Source organism: Arthrobacter zhaoguopingii, assembly GCF_009828605.1.
Lineage (GTDB): Bacteria > Actinomycetota > Actinomycetes > Actinomycetales > Micrococcaceae > Arthrobacter_D > Arthrobacter_D zhaoguopingii.
In genome coordinates this window covers 13,585-30,122 of sequence record NZ_WIAE01000008.1, presented here as the reverse complement: position 1 = coordinate 30,122, position 16,538 = coordinate 13,585, and the positions used below count along the sequence as shown (strand labels likewise).

The window sequence follows — 16,538 nt, the reverse complement described above, 5'->3', positions numbered from 1 at the left end:
TCGTGGGTATTACCGATCCACCTGAAGATTCGCGACGCCGCCCAATCGGCTCGAAGAAGTGGTGGCTGTACATCGGAGCCATCGCCCTGCTTGTTCTGGTCCTCACGGTTGCAGGTCGCGTTCTTCTATAGGTGGCGTGCGGTGACCGGTCCGCTTCCGTGCGTCTGGCCGATTTCTGTGTATTGACGCTGGTTCTTCACTGAGGTGACATGCGGCACAGGAGGCCGTCATGAAGGGCATGCCAGGCGCGGAGATTCCAATAGCAGTGGTCATAGCGCGCGGCGATGGCGCTCATTCGGCGGACTCTGTTCCCCCGGAAACCTCCTCGGACTACTCCGACGGTGCCGGGGGCAGTCGTCCTGGGTTCTTGCTGCGGACGAGCCCGATGGTGCTGAGTTGGAGGAGGACCTGGCGAGGCTTTAGCAGGGGACGCCGTCCAGAGTTCCACGGCAGTGACTGAACCCTTCCAGGGCATGTCCCCGTCGACGGGGAGTAGACCGCGCGGGTCGTGCGTATGAGCTGTCAGGAAAGTCGGGGTGTGGACTATGTCCACACTCTGGGTCGCGGACTGGGCCGTACCGGTGCCGGACTGGGCCGGACTCGGAAGTTTTCGGGGGAGCGGCGGATTTTCGGGGCGTGGAGTCCGGTTCGAGTCCCACTTCGGGCACATGTTGCCCCTAGTCAGAGGCCCTTTTGCTCTCTGACTGTGGACAGCCGGCCCAATTCTGCGGTCCGGGTGCCGGTTCTGGTGGCTGGGTTGGGGTTGCTCTACGTCGCGGGTGCCTCCTCTCTCTCGCGAAGCCCGGTCGGGCTTTCTTACAACTTCATGGGGGAGCGGGGGTGTAGCTACATGACTGTGGTGAGGGTTCCTGACCTCGCGCGCCGCCGCCGGGCCCGGCCGGGCCACACAACAATCTTCTGGCATGGATGCCGCGTTGGCCCCAAGCACTGTTGGCCCCAAGCACTGATGTCATTGGGGCGTGCCGGGCCAGCCGCCTGCAACGTGTCGCCGACGCACCACGCAGGACCGCCCCGAGGTCATTCCGCCCGGAGCACAGGTAGTTCCAGCTGCACCGGGGCTCGTTCTATGCCTGAAAAACCCTCGTGGACAGCGCGCGGGAGAGGAAGTCCAGGATAAGTCCGCCGGCTTCCTGGAGGTGGCTCTCGAGAAGGAAATGGCCGCCGTCGAGGAGATGGATTTCGGCGTTCGGCAGGTCCCGGGCAAACGCCGTCGCCCCTGGATGGATGAAAATCAGGTCGTTTTTTCCCCACACCGCAAGCAGCGGAACCTGGCTGTCCCGGAAGTACTCGTGGAGCCTGGGGTAAAGGTCCCGGTTGGTTGTGTACTTGCCCAGCAGGGCCACGTGCGCATCCAGGACCCCTGGGCGGCTGATCAGCGCGAAGTCCTGCGTCCACCCGTCCGGGCTGACCACGGAGGGATCCGGCACCCCGTGGGTGTACTGCCACTTCATCGCCTCCAGTCCGAGGACCTCGCCGATGGCCGCGGCCTTTTCCGGAGTTGGGTTCGCGTTGAAGTCCCAGACCGGACCCCAGAATGCGTCGTCGAAGCCGTCCTCGTAGCCGTTGCCGTTCTGCGTGATGATCGCCGAGATCCGCTCCGGGTGGTTCAGGGCCAGCCGCCAGCCCACGGGGGCACCGTAATCCTGAACGTAGATCGCATACCGCTGAACCCCGAGCTGCTCCAGGAGCCCGTCGACGTAGCGGGTGAGCGAGTCGAAGTCGTACTGGAATTCCTCGACCGAGGGGGCGGCGGAGTGCCCGTAGCCGATCAGGTCCGGGGCGATCACATGAAAGCGGCCCTCAAGCATCGGGATCAGGTTCCGGAACATGAAGCTGCTGGTCGGGGCGCCGTGAAGCAGCACCACCGTAGGCTCGGAGGGGTCTCCTGCCTCCCGGTAGAACACGTTGAGACCTTCGACGTCGGTATTTCGGTAATGAACAGGCATGTGTGCCTCCTGAGCGGTCGGTGCGGGAAACGGCGCGGGCGGTCCCGGCGTGGATTGAGCCCTAGTAGCGATTGTCGTACGTTCGTTTGTTCGTGTCACGTGATCGAGGTTCTGTGACGAGCGTAGGGGTGCTGAGCTTTGCCTTCGCGGCGGTTCCAGCCTCCACGGGGCTCCCGGCCATGGCGTGCACCTTTCCGGGACGGTCTATGCTGCGAGGAATGAGAGCGTTTCTGCGGCCGCCTCGGCCGCGTACTGGTAGATCGCCCCGTGGGAAGCGTTGGGGAAGATCCTGATTCGGGCATCGGGGATAAGGCCGGCCATGAGGTGGCTTGCAGGGGTGGGGATCATCAGGTCGTTGTCGCCCTGCAGGATCAGCGTGGGCTGCTGGATGCGGGTCAGTGACTGCACCGCCTGCCAATCCGGCCGGCCCCAAGCCAGGACCGCCCCGTGGTACTGGCTGTTCTTTGTCTCGATACTGACGTCGCTGTCGCGGCCCTCAGTGCGGCTGAAGATCCGGCCCAGGGACGCCGTTCCGGCTGTCTGGCTCTCGCCGGTTGGCGCATAAAAGACGGCGAGAATACCCTCGGCGCTTGGGACGTCGGGGGTGACGAGGTGGGCCACGACATCCTCTGACCAGCTGGCCATGCCGGGGGCGCCCTTCGGGCCGGTGCCGGCCAGAACGATCCGGCGCACGAGCCCGGGATTGGTGAGGGCAAGATGCTGGGCGATGAAACCGCCGAGCGAGAACCCGAAGAGGTCCACCTTCGCAAGGCCCAGGGCGCTGAGAAACGCGGTGGTGTCCTCTGCCATTTTCTCGACGGAGTCCGGTGTGGTGCCGGTGCTGGAGGCCACGCCGGTGTTGTCGAACACAACGACCTCGCGCTCGCGGGCGAGGGCGTCGACAAGGGCCGGGTCCCAGTAATCCATGTTCCCCCGGAAGTGCTGGAGGAGAATAAGAGGGACCTCTCCCCGGGGGGACCCGAGAATGCGGTAGGCGTAGGTGACATCGTTCTCCGCGTGGACGGTCAGCGTCGTGGCGGTGGTGATGCTTGAATTCGAGGACATGGGGGTTTCTTTCGGTTGTGGTTGAGACGGCGGAGGGCCGGCTAGAAGACGCCGCGGGGGTCGTACGCTGACCGGACGTGCGCCAGCCGTGCACGGATATCTCCGGGCCAGGAGTTCCTGGCGGCCTCGCTGGCGGGCAGGGCCTGGAAGTTGATGAGCCGGCTTTCGGACAGCCATGGCTTCAGCTGGGTGGTGACGCCCGCCATTACCTGGGGCAGGACGGTCTCGAACAGACTCGGGTCGGGGACCCCGGCCAGCAGGATCGAATAATCCGAGCCGCGTCCGCCGGCGGCGCTGCCTTCGGGAACGTCGCGCCGGGTGGCCGCGCCAATGTGGCGAACCTCTGCGGCGACGATGGGAACGTTGACCTCAGGGCCGACGGCGCCGAGGAGGGCGGCGGCGAATCCGGCGTCGGCGTGGGTCAGCAGCTGCTGGACGCTGCCTTCCCAGAGGGGGATGGGGTCGGTGGGGTCGCCGTGGATGGTCCCGATGTCGGCTGCGGCCATTTCGCCGACGGCATCGATGAGGGCCGGCGCGGTGCCGCGCAGGGGAGCGAGGAGACGCTCGCCGTCGGCAGAATCCCCGACATAGGCCACCCGGAGTTGCAGCACGGTCTTGCCGCGCAGGGGTGCCGGGATAAAGTCCAGCGGCGGGAATCTGACGATGGCGGCCGAGGAGGTCAGGGTCTCGGGTACCGCGGCGGTCCAGTCGAGCCAGGCGGTGAAGACCGGTCCGACGTGTTCGGGGTCGAAGAACATGGACCCGCCGTAGAGGCTCTCGAGCGGCACCAGTTCGAGCTCCATGGAAGTGACGACGCCGAACCCGCCCTTGCCTCCGCGGAGCGCCCAAAAGAGGTCCGGATCGTTCGTGGCGTCGGTTGGAATGATGTCGCCCTGGGCTGTGACAACGCGGAAGGACCGGACCCAGTCCGAGGACATTCCGTAGGTGCGCGCCAGCGGGCCGACGCCGCCGCCAAGGATGTATCCGATCGCGGACACGGTGGTGGAGGAACCGACCACCGGGGCCAGGCCGTGTTTGGCCGCGGCAGAGACGACGTCGCCAACTCGGTGTCCGGCGAGAACCGTCGCGGTGCGCGCCTCAGTGTCGATCGCGACCTCACCGGTGAGCCGGGAGGTGGTGATGATCAGACCCTCGGTCACATTCACATAGGAGCCGTGGCCCGTGGACAGGATGGCCAGGGGAAGGGAGTGGGACGTGGCGAAGTGGATGGCCGCAGCGACGTCCGCTTCCGATGCGGCACCAACCACGAGGTCTGGTCGGTGCTCGATCAGCACGTTGTAGGCGGCCACTTCGGCCGCGAGGCCATCGTCACCGCGGGCAAACACCGGGCCGGAGATAAGGGCGCGCAGCTCGTTGAGTTGATGGGCTGATACTTCTGCCATGGGGGTGGCCTTTCAGGGGTATGACGGATAGAACAGGTGTGCTCCGGTGGCATAACGGCCGGGTCGGTACGAGCGACAGGCTGCTGGGGCGGTGGTTGCCAGTTGCCCGCGGGCGGCCCTGCTGATCAAGCGGTGGACGGATCAGAAGGGCAGGGAGTGATTGTCCCAGCAGTCAATACACGGGCGATTTGCCGGATCGGTTCAAGCGGGTGTTGTGCCAACCGTCAGCCCGCCTATTCCGGCGAGGCGGGGTGAGCCGGTGCACCCGAACACCGCGCCTAGGCACGGCGGTCCGCGGGGCAGTGCCAGCGTCAGCGGTCCCTGCCCCGCGGAAGTCGACGGGGCCTATTTGCCGGTGATGAATTTCATGAAGGGCTGGTTGAATTCCTCGGCGTGGGTCCAAAGCATGCCGTGCGGGGCGCCGTCGATCTCGACGTATTCGGCATCGGGATTGGCCTTATGGAACGGCCGTCCGGTCGAGTCGATGGGAAGGGTGCGGTCCTCGGTGCCCTGGATGATCAGGGCCGGCACGTTGATCTTGGTGATGTCCTCTCGGAAGTCCGTCGTCCAGGACTTGATTGACTCCAGGGTTCCATAGGCCGACGAGGCGAACGCGTCGTCCAGGCTGTGCTTGAAGGCGTGCTCGCTGAGCCGGTCGGTGCCCAGGAAAACATCGGAGTTGTAGAAGTTGTGGGTGAAATCCACGTAGTGCGCGAAGCGGTCTCTGGTGGCGGCCTCGACGATCCCATCGAACACGGCCTGGTCAAGGCCGGTGGGGTTCTCCGGGGTTTTCAGCAGGAACGGCTCCAAGGGCGCGGCGAAGATGGCCTTGGCGACCCGCGCGGTCCCGTACTTGCCGATGTACCGGCCGACCTCCCCGGAGCCCATGGAAAACCCTGCAAGAATGACGTCGTTAAGATCTAGGGATTCCAGCAGGGTTCTCAGGTCCGTGGCAAAGGTGTCGTAGTCGTAGCCGACGGTGGGCTGGCTCGACTGGCCGTAGCCGCGCCGGTCATAGGTGATGACCCGGTAGCCGGCCTCCAGCAGCACGGGAAGCTGGCGCTCCCAGGACCTGCCGTTGAGCGGATAGCCGTGGATCAGCACCACCGGCTGGCCCTGGCCGTGGTCTTCGTAGTAGATGTTGATGTCGGTGCTGTTTTCCTGTCCAACAGTGACAAATGCCATTTCTGGGTCCTTCGAGTTAGGTGCTTACCGGGCGGGGAACGCTAGGCCGGGGGTGCAGCGAGCGCTGCTCCGGTCTGGGTGGGAATACTTCCTGCTGAAGAACAGTGCGCGGTCAGGTGATGGGCGCCCTCCTTTCCAGTGCCGCGTCGTTGGCGGATACCAGCCCGTGCGCGGTCGGACGGCGCCGCGGCCGGTTCCGGATGTCCCGCCAGCTGAAGGCTCCGAGCACCGTCGCCACGGCGATGGCGCCGGCCTGGATGAGCAGCTGGGAGGACGTCGGTGCGCCCAGGGTGAGGACGACCTGGACCAGATGGGAAAGGAACAGGGCCGCGATTGCGGATCCGATCACCGTCCCCCTGCCGCCGCTCAGGGGCGTCCCGCCCACGATGACTGCGGCGATCACGGCCACCAGATACGAGTTTCCGACGTTGACTGTCGTGTTCCGCAGGAACCCGGCGAGCAGGATTCCCGCTACGCCGTAACAGAGCGCCCCGCAGACGTAGCCGAGGGCGACATAGCGTGAAACCCGGATCGAGGAGACTGTCGCTGCCGCCGGATTGGCCCCTGCAAGCACGAACCGGCGGCCCGCAACGGTTCCCGAGGACACGGCGGCCAGGATGAGGATGACCACTGCGGCGAACCAGACCAGCAGGGGAACGCCGAGGATGTCGGCCGTGACGACGGCAGTCAGCCCCTCCGGAGCAGTGGCCGGTGATCCCCGGGTGAACGCCGTGACAGCCCCGATGAGCAGCGCGTTGACGGCCAGGGTCGCCACCAGGGAGGTGATGGACAGCCGCAGCACAAGCAGGCTGTTGACCAGCCCGATAACCGCACAGATCACGAGGGTGATGATGATGACCAGCGGCACGGGCAGTCCGTACCGGGCGGGCAGCACCGAGACCGATACGGCCGCCACGGAGATGGTTCCACCGACGGAGAGGTCGATGCCGCGCTGCTGGACCACGAAGGTGCTGCCGACGGCGGCCACGGCGAGCACAGCGGCGAACGGAAGCATTGACAGCAGGGAGATCGCGCTCACGGTCTGGGGGGCGAGCACCGCGCTGAGGACCAGCAGCAGGATCGTCGCAGCGAGGATGGGAAGAAAAGCGGGACGCGGCGGTTTCCCTGCGGCAGGGGCGTCCGCTTCGGGGTTCTTCGCTGCAGACACCGAGCCTTCGAAAGTCATGAGTGCGCCTCCACTGACACTTTGCGCCTGCTGGCCGAATAGCCGGCGACGGCGACGATGGTGAGTCCTCCAAGGAGGAAGGACTGGTAGGCCGCATCAAGCCCGATGAACGTAGTGACGGACAACGCCACCTGAATGAGCAGTGCGCCCAGCAGTGCCCCGACAAAAGAACCCCGGCCACCGAGGAGACTGACGCCTCCGATGACCGCCGCGGTGATGCTCGAGAGCGTGTAGCTGGTTCCGGCCGCGGGATCACCCGAGCCGATCTGCGCCATCAAGGTGACGGCGCCGAGCATGGCGATGAGGCTCGCACCGACGAAGGCGGCCAGCCGGACCCGGGCCGGTTTCAGCCCGTTCATCGCCGCGGTATCCGGCCTCGAGCCGACGGCGCGCAGCGCCACTCCCGCACGGGACCTGCTCAGGAGCAACCCCAGCGCCACGCTGAGGATGACGGCCGCGAGGAACACCACCGGGACCGGGCCAAGCTTAAGCGTCAGGGGAGCGGTGATCCCGCGGCTGATGAATCCGCCGGGCACCGGTCGCAGGATGAGGGACAGCGCCTGAAGGGCCATGAACGTCACCAGTGTCGCGATCATCGGGTGCATGCGTGCGAGGTCGCACAGGGCCCAGTTCACGCCGCCGACGATGACCGGTATGACGAGCAACAGGATCCAGCCCACTCCCTGGAAGACCGCCGAGGTGCCATCGACGAGGAAAAAGGACATGACGACGACGAGGAAGCCCATCAGGGGGCCGACGGATAGATCGATTCCGCCGGCCAGCAGCGCCAGGCTTTGGGCGAGGCTTGCAAAGATCAACGTGGTGGCCATCGTCAGCATGCCGGCAATGCTCAGAGGGCCGAGGAACATTGGATTGACCGACTGGGCCAGAACCGCCAGCAGCGCCACGGCCGTCCCGACAAGGGCCGCCGGCGCCCAGTCGCCGGCCAGCCAAGAGCTGACCGGGCTGCGGGTGTCTTTGCGTTTTTCCCTGACGGCGGTGGCCTGCAGCGCCGTCTGGGTAATGTGCTCCTCGGTGACCTCGCCGCCCACGAGTTCGGCGACGATCTGGCCGCGGGAGAAGATGAGGACGCGGTCGCAGAAGCCTGCGAGTTCCTTGGCGTCGGAGGAGAGCAGTACGACGCCCATTCCAGTCCCGGCCGCCCGTTCCCGGATCAGCCCGTAAATCTCGCTCCGGGCTCCGACGTCGACTCCCTGGGTGGGTTCGTCAAGCAGCAGGACCGCGGGCCCGGTGGCAAAAGCTCCGGCGAGCACGGACTTCTGCTGGTTCCCGCCGGAGAGTGACTCGATATCCGTGTCCAACGTCGGGGTCTTGATCCGGAACTGGCGCACCAGCCTGCCCGCGAGCTGGTCCTCGCCTCCGCCCGAGACGACGCCACCCCGGGACACGCCCGAAAGACTCCTAGCGACGATGTTTTCCTTGACGCTCAGCCCGGGAAAAATGCCTTCCCGGTGCCGGTCGGCCGCGATGTATGCCATGCCGGCGGCCCCGGCCTGAGTGGTGTTGCGGAGGTCGACCTCCAATCCGTCGATCTGCATGGTTCCGCGCCGGGAACAAAGCCCCGGGAGTGAGCGCAGGAATTCCCGCTGGCCGTTCCCTTCGATCCCTGCGAGCCCGACGATCTCCCCGGACCGGACCTGCATACTGACCCGGTTGAAGCGGGGTCCGCTGAGGTCCTGCACGCGCAGCCTGATCCCGGTGCCGGTGGAGCCGGGGTGCTTCGGGGGGAAGGCCGCCTCGAGCACCCTGCCAACGATCAGGTTGACGATGTCACCCTCGGTGAGATCCGTTGCCTCGTGCGTGCCCTGGGACCTCCCGTTCCTCAGGACGGTGATCCGGTCTGCGATCCGCTTGACCTCCCCGATCCGGTGGGAGATGTAGACGACGGCTGCGCCGCCTGCCACCGCGCGCCGGATATGGCCGAACAGCCGGTCGACATCCTCGGCGGCCAGGTGTTCGGTCGGTTCATCAAGGATGAGGACCTTCGGCCGGGCGGCGACAGCGCGGCAGATTTCCACAATGAATCGCTGCTCGGGGAGCAGTTCCTCCACCCGTGCCTGCGGGTCGAGGAGAAGGTCCTCACTCCACATCCGGAGGATGGATGAGGCCCAGTCCGAGAGTCCGTTCAGCCCGGGGCGGAGGGCGGCGGGGGTGCCCAGGTAGAGATTCTCGGCGACCGTGAGATCGGGCAGCAGGGCCGGCTCCTGGCGCACGATGGCAAGGCCCCTGGACCTGCTGGCCGCGGGCTCGCCCGTTGGGAGGTCCTCCCCGCCGATGGCGACGGATCCCTCGTCCGGGCGGACGGTGCCGGAGATCACGCCCATGAGCGTCGACTTGCCGGCACCGTTCTCGCCGACCACCCCATGCACCTCGCCCGCCCGGACCTCCAGGTCAACACGGTCGAGCGCGCGCACCCCGGGGTATGCCTTGCCAATCCCCCTGGCCGAGAGCAGGAGCTCCGCGGCCAGTACGCCGCTCCGTGAGGTGCCGCTTGTCTGCGTCATCGCTGGCCCAGGGCTGACTTCAATTGTTCGGGTGACAGCTTCGAGGTGAGGTCGGCGTCGGGGGGGAGATCGGGCAGGCACTTCGGGTTGGTGCCCGCCTCGGTGTCGATTGCCTTGGGCATCTTCACCATCGAGGGCTCGTCATTCTCCATGCCCTGCGCTGCGGCGAGGGCTTTCCGCAGGGCGATGCGGCCGAAGGTCGTGGTCTCGTCGAGGGTCATATAGGGGAAGTTTTCCTTCTCCCACTGGCAGCCGTTGGCGTTTCCGCTGGCCAGACCGGTCAGTGCCGGAGGCTCAAGGCCTGCGGCGTTGTAGGCATCGATAACACCGGTGTCGGTGAGGGAGTAATCGCTGACAAGCGCGTCGATCCGCCCGTGCTGGGCGAGCAGGCCCGAAACCACCCGTTTCTTCTGCCCGGCGTCCCAGTTGGTGTCGATGACGGAGTCCGAGACCAGCTCGAGGTCGGGATATTTCTTCAGGGCCTTTTTAAAGCCTTCGAAGAACAGCGAGCTGGACGCCGCCCCTGGCGTCCCGCCCAGGAAGGCGACGGTGCCTTTTCCGACTGTCGCGTCGAGCCACTTGGCCCACTCCGCGCCTGCGGCGTTCGGGTCCTCCAGCACGGCGTCGGGGTAGTCGGTGCCGACGATGCCGCCGGGATCCGAGATGAGGGGGACGATGCCCACCCCGGCCTGGGTGGCGGCCGCGATCGAGGGAATCTGGGCCCGGCCGAACTCGGGTTGAATCACGATCGCCTTCACACCCTGTGCCACCAGCCCGTTCAGGTCCGACACGGCCTGCTGCTGGTTGCCCTGGGCGTCAGTGAAGATGACGTCGGTGATCGTTTCACACTTGGATGCCTCGTCCTTGATCTCGGCGAGGGTGATCTGCGCCCAGGTGTTGTTGCTGCCCTTGGCGTATGCGACCTTGGTGGGCTCGTCCGGGCAGTAGTCGGTGATGTCACCGGCGCCGTAGTCGCTGGACCCGGTCTGCAATGCCGCGGAGCCATCGGTCGAGGCTGTCGTGCTGGCGCATCCGGAGGCGAGCAGTGCCAGCGCTGTGAGACACACCGCCGCCGGTGCGGCCTTTCGTTCCTTGTTCAATGCTCTCGAACTCCCTTGGAATGAACTTCAGGTGGATTGGCTTCCGCCGCCACTGTGTCCGGGAGCTTCCGGCCGGCGTCGGGATACGGCTACTTCGAGCCGAGGCGAACAAGCGTTTGTTCCTATTAGTGTGACGCCGGCCCACTCCAGTGTCAACAGGGCCCTTCTTGGCTGACCCCCTGGCGAGGCGGACCGTCCCGGGGGCCTTGACATCGTGCTCCGGCGGGTTAACACTCATCTAACAAACGACCGTTCAGCGGTAGTGGGCGGAGCTCAGGCGCCACCAGTCGGGTGAGCGGCAGTCCTCCGGCTGGGCCCGGTACGGCGATGACTGACTTGGAGCAGGGCAAATGACCAGTGCAGACACAGGTACCGCACCGGAGGATCCGGCCGGCAGCTACACGGCCGAGGACTACCCGGGAAAGGTGACGAAGTTCCTCGACGACAACGCCACCCTGGTGCTGAGCATCATTGGTTTTCAGTCCCTGGACGCCGACACCGCGGTGCGCCGGCGGGGGGAGCTGGTCCGCCTGCTGGACGGAGACTTCCGTCCCGACGCCGTCGAGCACGCCCGCCATTTCGACGCGGCAGGCTTCGAAGGTCGGCTGAGCTTCCTGTACTGGAGGACCGACGAGCAGTACGAAGGGTGGTGGAACCGGCCGGAGGTGCGCAGCTGGTGGGAAAACCTCCCGCTGGACGGGCCGGACGGCGGGACCTGGCGCGAGACCATGGCCACCACCGCGGGACGGCACCAATATGCCACCGGACAGAAGTCGCCGGCCGGGCCCTCCGCTTTCCTGCCGCTAACCCCTTCACCGCACTTCGGATTCCAGGGCGCCTACCGGGCGCGGATGGCCGACTCCAGCTTCGACCGGCTCGGCAACGACATCCGGGAACTGCCCGAGCCCCGGCCTGCCGATTCCCTCGGGCGGAGGCTCACCGTCAGCCTTCCCGAGAACGTGTGTTTCATCCGTGAGGGCCAGACGTGGGATGACTGCTCAGAGGCCGAGCTGCAGGTGTGGCAGCGGCAGATGAATCCGGTGATCGGCAGCTGGGTCTCGGAACTGGAGCGAAACCCGGTGGGAACAGGCTGCATCAGCATCAGGGACTGCATCGAGCAGGACGGCGGGGGAAAGGATCTGGAACGCCGCTCCGAAATCGCTTTCCTGCTCTCGTTGGGCCACATTGAGAAGGCCGCGCGGAAAAACCCGTCGCACCTGGCGCTCATGAACGCCTTCACGTCGATGTACGCGGAGGCCACCTTCGATCCGACCATGAACATCTGGGTCGAGGTGCAGATTCCCCATACCGGAAAACTCGAGGCCGAGTACATCAACTGCCATGGGTTGACCGGTTTCCTCCCCTTCTTCGAGTCCCGTCCGGCGCTACCCGCACCGCGCAGGCGCCATGCCGTCCCGCAATAAAGCCAGGGGAGCGGCCCTGCATTCCTCGCCGGCCCGTTGACAAACGAGCGTTTGTTTGGTGAGATGAATGGGTGGGTGTGACGCAGGTCATTCCTTGAGTAGATTGGAACCGGGAACGCGGTGGCCGGCTGAAGACCGGGGCCATCCCGGGTTCCGCCACGGCCCCGCGGTGAAGATTCCGCCGGAGGTCCCGACCTGAAGGGGTGCGGCCATGATCGGCGTTCACGATCTCGGGGGAATGCATCATCTGGGACCCGTCGCGACCGGCGATGACGAGGCGTTCCACGAGGACTGGGAGCGGTTGACCTTCGGGTTGCAGATGCTGGGGGCCGCCGTCGGTGACTGGACGGCCGACGAATACCGCCACCTGATCGAACTTATGCCGCCGGCGGAGTACCTTCAGACTCCCTACTTCACGCACTGGCTGACGGCACTCGAAGCCCTGTACTCCAGCAGGGGCTTCGTCACCCGCGAGGAGATCCGCACGCGGCAGGAGGCGCTGCGGAACGGAGCCCCGCTTCCCCCGCCGCCGGCCGCCGATTCCCAGGTGGCGGAACACCTGATCTCCACGATGCGCCGGATCGCCTTCGAGGGAGGCGGGGTCCGCAGACCCGAAGTGCCCTCGTCCTTCTCCGTGGGGGACCGTGTCCGCGCGAAGACCCTTGCGGTCCCGGGACACACCCGGGCTCCCCGGTACATCTGGGGCAGAACGGGGACCGTCGTGTCCTACAGCGGCGTCTACTCGTTGCCCGACACCGTGGCCCACCACCGGGGGGAGAACCCCGAACCCGTGTTCGGGGTGCGGTTCGACGGCCAGGAACTGTGGGGCCCGGACGCCGAACCGGGCACCAGCGTCACCGTCGATCTATGGGAAAGCTACATGGAACCACTCGGCCTCCTCCAAACTGAACCGACCTCCTAGGAGCTCTTATGGGCAGCAATCATCACCACCCCAGTGAACTTTCCGACGGCGAGGTCCGCGCCCGGGCCCTCGAATCGCTCCTGCGGGAGAAGGGCATCCTCCAGGGCGACGTCGTGGATCAGATCGTCTCCGTTTATACGAGTGATATCGGGCCGCTGAACGGTGCCCGCGCCGTGGCGAGGGCGTGGGTCGACCCGGGCTTCCGCCGCCGGCTGCTCGACAATGCCACGGCCGCGCTGGGTGAACTCGGAATCGGTGGGATGGAAGGCGAGAACATGGTGGCCCTCGAGAACACCGGCAGTGTCCACAATGTCGTGGTCTGCACCCTGTGTTCCTGCTACCCGTGGCCGGTGCTGGGACTTCCGCCCACCTGGTACAAGGATGCGCCCTACCGATCCCGTGTCGTTCGGGAGCCCCGCACCGTCCTCGCCGAGTTTGGCACGACGATCCCGGCGGACACCGAGATCCGGGTGTGGGACAGCAACTCCGAGATCCGCTATCTGGTCGTGCCGCAGCGCCCGCCCGGTACCGACGGCTTCACCGAAGAGCAGCTGACCGGGCTGGTTACCCGGGACTCGATGATCGGGGTCACCGTCCTCGGGCCAGAGTTCTCGAACGTGGGTGTGCAGTGAGCGCCGCGGCCGCTTCGGGCGGCACGCCCGGCGCCGCCGGCGTGGACCGGGCCGTCGACTCGATGGAAGGGACCATCGCGGTGCCCCGCAGCAACGGGGAGCTTGTTTTCGATGCCCCCTGGCAGAGCCGCGCGTTCGGGATGGCGGTCGGCCTGTCCCAGGCGGGGCTGTTCTCCTGGGATGACTTCCGGGCCGAACTCGCCCGGGCCATCGCCCAGCAGGGCCAGTCCGGTCCGGAGGAATACTACCTTCGGTGGCTCGATGCCCTCGAAGCGGTGCTGGCGGGCGGCGACGTGCTCGACCACGGACTGCTGCACCAGCGCGAGGACGAGTTCCGGGACCACAGCCGGTCGGAGGTGTTCTGATGACCCAGCATGGGCCCGTCATCGCTACCCTGTTTGCCGAGGCGATCGAGCTTCCGGTGGAGGCCACCGACCGTGCTGTCCTCGAGGAGATGACCCGCTCGCTGCGGGCGGGCGCGCTGCGCCTTCGGGAGGCGGCTGCCGGCCGGGTCGGTGTCGCCCCGATCACGTCGATTCCCGACCCGTTCAGCGGGACCGCGGAGTGAGCGCCGAGCGCGCCTTCCCGGACGGCATCGACGAGGCCTCCGGGCTGATCCATCGCCGGGAGGCCAGCAGCAGGGAGCTCACCGAACTGTATCTGGAGCGGATCGCGGCAGCAGAGCCGCAGCTCAATGCGTTCATCACCGTCGCCGCGGATAAGGCCCGCGCGGCGGCGGACGCCGCCGATGCCATGCTCGCCGCCGGATACGACCTGGGGATCCTGCATGGCCTGCCGTTCGCCGTCAAGGACAACATCGACACCGAGGGGATCCGCACGACGTCCGGATCAGGGTTCCTCCGAGCAAACGTTCCGGCGACGGATGCGACGGTCATCCGGAGACTCAAGCGGGCGGGCGCCGTCGTCGTGGGCAAGACCAACCTCCACGAGTTCGCCTGGGGTGGGACTACCGAAAACGAGCACTACGGGCCCACCCGAAACCCGTGGGACCTCTCCCGGAACGCCGCGGGCTCAAGCGGTGGATCCGCCGCCGCCGTCGCCGCCGACGAGGCGCTTTTCGCCCTGGGCACCGACACGGGAGGATCAGTCCGCTTGCCCGCGGCGGCTACCGGCATCACCGGGCTGCGGCCCACTCTGGGCAGGGTGAGCAATGCCGGAGTGTTTCCGCTGGCCTGGAGCATGGACACCGTGGGCGCGATGGCCCGCACCGCGCGCGATGTCGCCGTCGTGCACACCGCCATCGCAGGCTGCGACCCGGCCGATCCGTCGACATCGTCCCGGCCCGTGCCGGAAACACCCCGGCCCCTAGTGAACCTGCGGGGACTGCGGCTGGGCGTCGTCACGGACTTCGCCTACCCCAGCGTCGACCCCGCGGTGGTGGCCGCGACCCACAAGGCGCTCGAGGATCTCGAAGCCGCCGGGACCCAGGTCATCCCCCTGGCGATGCCGCGGCTCGGCGAGTACTATGACGCGTGGCTGACAGTGCATATCGCCGAACCCAGCGCGGTTCACCAGCAGCTGCTGCGGGACCATGCCGCCGAGTACGGGCAGGACGTGCGGGCGCTCCTGCAGGCGGGTGAGTTGATCCTGGCCACAGATTACCTCCAGGCCCAGCGCTACCGGCAGCAGCTCCGCGAGGAGTTCCTCACGGTATTCGACGGAATAGATGCCTTCATCACCCCGACAGCTGCCAGCCCGTGTTCGCCGCTGGGCTCCTCACCGCTCGAGATTGCGCGCACCATGGTGACCCCGGACGGGACTCCCCGGTTCTTCACCGGCCTCGCCAGCGTCCTGGGCATGCCCGCCCTGTCGGTTCCCTGCGGAATGGCCGACGGCGTGCCGATCGGACTGCAGATCATGGGTCGGCCGTACGACGAGACGGGGATCCTGCAGATCGCAATGGCCTACCAGGAGTTGACCAGCTGGCACCGCCAGCGGCCGCCCGCACTGGATTCCGGCACCGACACCCTCCGCATGCTGGCCGTACCGCCGGCCGGCGGCCGGTGACCGCAGTGCGGCGCCGATGAGCGCGCCGGCACTCGACGCGGCGCCCGACGGGCAGGACCGGTTCAGCGAACGCTTCCGGCTGGGCTCCATCCTCACCGCGATCGTGCTCCTGCATGGAGGTGGAATCGTGTTCCACCTGCTGGGCCGCGGCGACCTGGTGGCGGCCGGCGGCCTGTCCGGGGCCGGCATCCTGGCGTATGTGCTCGGGGTCCGGCACGCGTTCGATGCGGACCACCTTGCGGCCATCGATGACACGACCCGGCTGATGCTCGTGCGCGGCCGGCGCCCGGTCGGCGTCGGCTTCTTCTTCGCCATGGGCCACTCGTCGGTGGTGGTGGTGCTGGCACTGCTGGTGTGGTGGGGGGCCGGTTCAATCAGCTCCGACCGCGTGATGGAAGCCGGCGGCACCGTGGCGGCCATCGTCGCCGCCGTTTTCCTGCTCCTGGTGGCCGGACTGAACACCTCCGTGCTGCGGGGCCTTCTCCGGCTGTGGAGGCGCGCCCGGACCGCCGGCGTGGACCGGGCCGGCCTCGAGGACCAGCTGGCGAACCGGGGACTGGTGATGCGGCTGTTCGGCGGGCGGGCACGTGCGCTGATCCGCTCCTCGTGGCACATGTATCCGATCGGGCTGCTGATGGGGTTGGGGCTGGAGACCGCCAGCGAGGTGGCCCTGCTGGCACTTGCCGCATCGGCCTACGAGGTTTCCCTGCTGGGCGTGATCAGCCTTCCCCTGCTCTTCGCCGCCGGCATGAGTACCTTCGACACCGCCGACAGTTTGATCATGGCGAAGGTCTATTCCTGGTCCTACCGGGACCCGGTGCGCACCCTGTTCTTCAACCTGGTGACCACGTCCATGACGGTGCTCGTGGCGTTCTTCGTTGCCGCCGTCTATATCAGCGGGCTCGGCGTGGAGTTTGCTGGCGCCAGTGTGCTTGCCCCCGTGGCCGCCGTCGCCAACCACTTCGAATTCCTCGGCCTGGCCATTGCGGGGATCTTCCTGGCGACCTGGCTGGGGGCGCTGCTGTTGTGGCGGGGATCCGTCCGTCACCGCGCGGTGGAGTGAACCGTCCGGCACCGGGCGGGGGCGGTGACGACTTCCTC

General features: G+C 66.9%; 14 protein-coding genes. 7 read left to right on the top strand and 7 right to left on the bottom strand.

The window, feature by feature from the left end; all coding sequences use genetic code 11:
- Positions 1-1,085: 1,085 nt before the first annotated feature.
- From GVV77_RS11995 to GVV77_RS11965, 7 genes are all read right to left on the bottom strand, one after another.
- The gene (locus GVV77_RS11995; protein ID WP_159618658.1) at positions 1,086-1,967 is read right to left on the bottom strand and encodes an alpha/beta fold hydrolase; all 882 of its coding nucleotides are present in this window, start codon (positions 1,965-1,967) and stop codon (positions 1,086-1,088) included.
- 204 nt (positions 1,968-2,171) lie between these two features.
- A complete protein-coding gene (locus tag GVV77_RS11990; protein WP_159618656.1) occupies positions 2,172-3,032 on the bottom strand; it encodes an alpha/beta fold hydrolase in 861 nt (286 codons plus the stop codon).
- A gap of 41 nt (positions 3,033-3,073) precedes the next feature.
- On the bottom strand, positions 3,074-4,435 hold the full coding sequence (locus GVV77_RS11985) for an FAD-binding oxidoreductase (RefSeq protein WP_159618654.1): 1,362 nt from the start codon (positions 4,433-4,435) through the stop codon (positions 3,074-3,076).
- Between the two features lie 345 nt (positions 4,436-4,780).
- The gene (locus GVV77_RS11980) at positions 4,781-5,620 is read right to left on the bottom strand and encodes an alpha/beta fold hydrolase (RefSeq protein ID WP_159618652.1); all 840 of its coding nucleotides are present in this window, start codon (positions 5,618-5,620) and stop codon (positions 4,781-4,783) included.
- Positions 5,621-5,732: 112 nt separating this feature from the next.
- On the bottom strand, positions 5,733-6,806 hold the full coding sequence (locus tag GVV77_RS11975) for an ABC transporter permease (protein ID WP_159618650.1): 1,074 nt from the start codon (positions 6,804-6,806) through the stop codon (positions 5,733-5,735).
- Positions 6,803-9,331 (bottom strand): ATP-binding cassette domain-containing protein, encoded by a 2,529-nt coding sequence (locus tag GVV77_RS11970; RefSeq protein WP_159618648.1) that lies wholly within the window; start codon positions 9,329-9,331, stop codon positions 6,803-6,805. The genes GVV77_RS11975 and GVV77_RS11970 overlap by 4 nt, the downstream gene beginning before the upstream one ends.
- Positions 9,328-10,431, bottom strand: a complete 1,104-nt coding sequence (locus GVV77_RS11965; RefSeq protein WP_159618646.1) for a substrate-binding domain-containing protein — start codon at positions 10,429-10,431, stop codon at positions 9,328-9,330. Before GVV77_RS11965 ends, GVV77_RS11970 begins: the two co-directional genes overlap by 4 nt.
- A gap of 350 nt (positions 10,432-10,781) precedes the next feature.
- Here GVV77_RS11965 and GVV77_RS11960 point away from each other — a divergent pair, with 350 nt between their 5' ends.
- The 7 genes from GVV77_RS11960 to GVV77_RS11930 all read left to right on the top strand — a co-directional run bounded on the left by GVV77_RS11960 (position 10,782) and on the right by GVV77_RS11930 (position 16,500).
- Positions 10,782-11,855 (top strand): phenylacetaldoxime dehydratase family protein, encoded by a 1,074-nt coding sequence (locus tag GVV77_RS11960; RefSeq protein ID WP_159618644.1) that lies wholly within the window; start codon positions 10,782-10,784, stop codon positions 11,853-11,855.
- 211 nt (positions 11,856-12,066) lie between these two features.
- Positions 12,067-12,777 (top strand): nitrile hydratase subunit beta, encoded by a 711-nt coding sequence (gene nthB / locus GVV77_RS11955; RefSeq protein WP_159618642.1) that lies wholly within the window; start codon positions 12,067-12,069, stop codon positions 12,775-12,777.
- 8 nt (positions 12,778-12,785) lie between these two features.
- Positions 12,786-13,409, top strand: a complete 624-nt coding sequence (gene nthA, locus GVV77_RS11950; RefSeq protein ID WP_159618640.1) for a nitrile hydratase subunit alpha — start codon at positions 12,786-12,788, stop codon at positions 13,407-13,409.
- Complete coding sequence (locus GVV77_RS11945; RefSeq protein ID WP_246199783.1) at positions 13,406-13,774, top strand: nitrile hydratase accessory protein; 369 nt, start codon at positions 13,406-13,408, stop codon at positions 13,772-13,774. Before nthA ends, GVV77_RS11945 begins: the two co-directional genes overlap by 4 nt.
- Positions 13,774-13,977 (top strand): hypothetical protein, encoded by a 204-nt coding sequence (locus tag GVV77_RS11940; RefSeq protein WP_159618638.1) that lies wholly within the window; start codon positions 13,774-13,776, stop codon positions 13,975-13,977. Before GVV77_RS11945 ends, GVV77_RS11940 begins: the two co-directional genes overlap by 1 nt.
- Positions 13,974-15,437 (top strand): amidase, encoded by a 1,464-nt coding sequence (locus GVV77_RS11935; protein WP_159618636.1) that lies wholly within the window; start codon positions 13,974-13,976, stop codon positions 15,435-15,437. The genes GVV77_RS11940 and GVV77_RS11935 overlap by 4 nt, the downstream gene beginning before the upstream one ends.
- 16 nt (positions 15,438-15,453) lie before the next feature.
- Entirely contained in the window at positions 15,454-16,500 is a 1,047-nt protein-coding gene (locus tag GVV77_RS11930; RefSeq protein ID WP_159618634.1) for a HoxN/HupN/NixA family nickel/cobalt transporter, read from the top strand.
- Positions 16,501-16,538: the final 38 nt, after the last annotated feature.

Excerpts from the sequence above, each read along its gene's own strand:
- GVV77_RS11995 (WP_159618658.1), bottom strand. The coding sequence starts at position 1,967 with ATGCCTGTTCATTACCGAAATACCGACGTCGAAGGTCTCAACGTGTTC.
- GVV77_RS11990 (WP_159618656.1), bottom strand. The coding sequence starts at position 3,032 with ATGTCCTCGAATTCAAGCATCACCACCGCCACGACGCTGACCGTCCAC.
- GVV77_RS11985 (WP_159618654.1), bottom strand. The coding sequence starts at position 4,435 with ATGGCAGAAGTATCAGCCCATCAACTCAACGAGCTGCGCGCCCTTATC.
- GVV77_RS11980 (WP_159618652.1), bottom strand. The coding sequence starts at position 5,620 with ATGGCATTTGTCACTGTTGGACAGGAAAACAGCACCGACATCAACATC.
- GVV77_RS11975 (WP_159618650.1), bottom strand. The coding sequence starts at position 6,806 with ATGACTTTCGAAGGCTCGGTGTCTGCAGCGAAGAACCCCGAAGCGGAC.
- GVV77_RS11970 (WP_159618648.1), bottom strand. The coding sequence starts at position 9,331 with ATGACGCAGACAAGCGGCACCTCACGGAGCGGCGTACTGGCCGCGGAG.
- GVV77_RS11960 (WP_159618644.1), top strand. The coding sequence starts at position 10,782 with ATGACCAGTGCAGACACAGGTACCGCACCGGAGGATCCGGCCGGCAGC.
- nthB (WP_159618642.1), top strand. The coding sequence starts at position 12,067 with ATGATCGGCGTTCACGATCTCGGGGGAATGCATCATCTGGGACCCGTC.
- nthA (WP_159618640.1), top strand. The coding sequence starts at position 12,786 with ATGGGCAGCAATCATCACCACCCCAGTGAACTTTCCGACGGCGAGGTC.
- GVV77_RS11940 (WP_159618638.1), top strand. The coding sequence starts at position 13,774 with ATGACCCAGCATGGGCCCGTCATCGCTACCCTGTTTGCCGAGGCGATC.
- GVV77_RS11930 (WP_159618634.1), top strand. The coding sequence starts at position 15,454 with ATGAGCGCGCCGGCACTCGACGCGGCGCCCGACGGGCAGGACCGGTTC.